The sequence below is a fragment of the Clostridium coskatii genome, assembly GCF_001675205.1.
In the GTDB taxonomy this organism is placed as follows: domain Bacteria; phylum Bacillota; class Clostridia; order Clostridiales; family Clostridiaceae; genus Clostridium_B; species Clostridium_B ljungdahlii.
The window spans coordinates 1-1,974 of record NZ_LROR01000091.1; the positions used below are offsets into that span (position 1 = coordinate 1).

The 1,974-nt window shown below is 32.1% G+C and carries 2 protein-coding genes; both read left to right on the forward strand.

Features of this window, described 5'->3' with window-relative positions; genetic code table 11:
* Positions 1-386 precede the first annotated feature (386 nt).
* Positions 387-707, forward strand: coding sequence for a hypothetical protein (locus CLCOS_RS22885; RefSeq protein ID WP_242867070.1), 321 nt, complete (start codon positions 387-389; stop codon positions 705-707).
* Positions 708-737: 30 nt separating this feature from the next.
* Positions 738-926, forward strand: coding sequence for a hypothetical protein (locus CLCOS_RS22890; RefSeq protein ID WP_242867071.1), 189 nt, complete (start codon positions 738-740; stop codon positions 924-926).
* The last annotated feature ends 1,048 nt before the right edge of the window (positions 927-1,974 follow it).

The following is a 1,974-nucleotide window of genomic DNA, read 5'->3' on the forward strand; positions in this document are numbered from 1 at the left end:
TGAGCCAGGCTGAAAGCTTAAAAAGCAGACACAACAAGCGTTGACTGAAAGGAGTGAAAGCAGTGCCTTGGGACATCAGACTCTGCTGATATCATACCATAGGATAACCTTTATTGAATATATAAATATTAATTGTATAGATGGAAATAGGATGAGGAAGAATCCCTCAAAGATGTCTCCTATCTCTATACTATAAAAAAGATAAGTTTACAACCAAATTTTCTTGGCTATAAACTTATTATACGAGGAGTGATGCTGTGAAAGTATTAATGGAATTTGCAGGTTTATACATTGCATCCATGGTGGCATTTGTAGGAATAATAGCTGTGGGTGTACATGTATTTAAAGCTAGAAATAGAGAATAAATGTTTTGAGGAGGGAACGCAGTGTTGGACAAAGAAACATTTAAAAATGCAGAAGGAAAGTTGTATGGATATTTTAGAGATTTGAATGAAATAAGTATTCTCGAAATCGAGTGTAAGGATCTTAAGGATCAAGAGGAAAGTATTAAATTGGATATACAACACTGTAATGTAAGTGTTGTTCCAGATATGCATATGAGTCCCGGTTTTGATGAAAGAGTTCAGACAAGTCCTACAGGAGAAAGTGTAGCAGAGAAAGGAATAATAAGAGAAATTGAAAAGCTTGAAGATGAACTTGAATATGTTGAAAGAAAGATCCGCGGGAACAGGAAAAGAATAAGGTAATTAAAGAGAAATACAGCTCGACTGAAAAAAGTGCTGACGATCCCTCCAATGTCAAAAGAAATGATGGATTTTATTACTTATAAGTACAAGTTAGATAAAAGTGTTGATTGGATAGCCAATGAAATGTACGGTGGGGTAAGGAGTACAGCTTACAGAAGGCGTGGAGAGATTTTGGAGGATGTAGTTAAATGGATGGATATACATGCGATAGCTGAGTAAAGGCTGTCGCTTTTTTATAGTTGAGAAAAATCATGGAATAAAATAAATTATTATATATTGTGTATATCTTAAAAAGGGGGCTCTCATTACCATTAAAGTTTATTTCTAGTGTAAGCCTAGCAGAATTAAGGCTTTAGGCAATATAATATATAGGCTTAAAGTGGCATTGGGGATTTCTAGTTAGTTTCTTATACTTGATATTTTGATAACTAATTAGCTATAAATTTAGTAATATCAAGTGCTTACGAGGAAATTAGAAATAAGTAATCAAAAGTAATAGCAAAAAAATTTTATTAAAAACGGCTTTCTAGGCACAAATTAAGTCAATTATTTTAATAGATATATTGACGATAAACGCTGTAAATTCATAGCATTGAGTTATATTTAATAAGTGAAAATATTTTGACTAATTTATTTATTTTTTAAAGGAGGTCCTTGAGTACCTATCAATTAAGATAAGTACTACTAGAGTGCCATGCTATCTCATGAAAATTGAGACATCTAGTAAACCTAAAGTGCCTATTATAGAGATAATTATCCAGAAGGATATAGCTTTAAGTATGAAGCTTTTAATCCTAGATCGCACAAAGACCTCCTCCTTATTCAATTTTTATTAATATATTTATATTGAATTTCAATATAAATATGCATAAAAGAAAGTGACAAATATTAAATTAAGTACTCTATAATAAATTAAAAATCATGGGACAAAAATGAGACATATTTGGGACAAGATTCATGTAAAGGTGGTATATACTATATATAGTCGATTATGGCTAAATGAAACATCAGGGATTACATTGGTGGAAATCTTTCTTTGGTATGCCTGTGGCTCCAGGGTTAAATGGGGCTACCAATGCGGGAAACCGTAAATAAAATTTAACATTATATGTTGTATAAACGAAGGTAAGCACTGGCTAATGAACCGACCCCCAAAAGTTAGACCTAAAATCTAACGATTGGAGGTTGGTTTTTTATTGGCAAAATATAGTTTTGAATTTAAAAAGAAAGTAATTGAAGCTTATCAGCGTGGTGAAGGTGGTTATTA